The organism is Moorena sp. SIO3I8 (assembly GCF_010692325.1).
GTDB lineage: Bacteria > Cyanobacteriota > Cyanobacteriia > Cyanobacteriales > Coleofasciculaceae > Moorena.
The window spans coordinates 1-1035 of the sequence record NZ_JAAHHW010000491.1 but is presented as its reverse complement, the minus strand read 5'-3'; the positions used below and the strand labels follow the sequence as shown (position 1 = coordinate 1035).

At 42.2% G+C, this 1035-nt stretch carries 1 protein-coding gene and 1 pseudogene; both read right to left on the bottom strand.

Going from position 1 to position 1035, the window contains the following annotated elements:
* Window positions 1-591 (bottom strand): CHASE2 domain-containing protein (locus F6K51_RS38130; RefSeq protein ID WP_293031575.1); only part of this gene is annotated, 591 nt, incomplete at its 3' end.
* Window positions 592-594: 3 nt separating this feature from the next.
* Window positions 595-1035 (bottom strand): annotated as a pseudogene (locus F6K51_RS38125) (DNA-binding response regulator); the annotation flags it as partial.

Sequence of the window (1035 nt, the reverse complement as noted above, 5' to 3'; positions counted from 1 at the left end):
TAGGGAAATTCCTTCTTTAGATAAATACGCTTTTGCTAGCAGTATAGCTAGAGAAAATTTATACTCTCCTTCCCGATTTGAAGTTCCTAGTAAACTGCGCCTGATGTGTCCGTCAGCGTCAGGTATCACATCGGCAAAGCCAACTTGTTCGGGGGGTAAGGTGGGTGGTGGATTAATGGTATTGCCATATTGGTCAGGTAAGGCTTTTTCAATGCCAATCACTGTTTTGATAGCCTGAAATGCTGCGACTAAGTCAGTGTAACCAGGATCAACGGGTAAATCTCTGACGATGTCAATACCAATAGCTCTAGGCTTATAGGTTGCTAGTTTTCTCAGCAGTGATGCTAAGTCTCGATCGGGTATGGGATAGGTACCTATGCCTTGGATGTCTTGTTCATTAATACCAACAATTAGAATTCTTTTATCAATAGATTCCCTAGGACGCCAACGGAGAAAACTATCGAGAGCAATCAATTCTAGACTTTGCAGGACGCCAGTGATGCGAAATAGGATTACTAGTCCGATCACGACTAGTCCTGGAATAAATCCTACCCGCCAGGTTTGAATTTCCTCCTCAGTAAAACGTTTCATGTCTCAATCGATTAGACCGACTTCTCTTGCCCGCTTCTCGGTTTTAATGCGAATATTTTCACCGGGTTTTGGATAAACCCCTAAAACGTCTTGAACTTTAGTCCAATAGTTACGCACGGTGCGCTCGGAGATTTGCATCCGCTGAGCAATGGTTCTATCCTGTAATCCTTCTTCAAAGGCTAAGGTTAGAACGTCTAGCCATTCGGATTTGATTTCCAAGCCATTTCGCATCGCTTTGGGGGTGTAAATCAATCCCTGAAGTGACCAGTCAACTTTAATTAACATTTCTTTTTGGGGCAGGCTTTTATCTACGATGGTAAAGCCTCCTTCATGTTCATTAATAGCAGGTTTTAAACGGATTAAGGCTTTGATATTAGCGCTTTGAACAACTATATTGAGGGTAGGGTATAGTTTCATTAATGTTTTGAGCAGTTGAATTCCGGT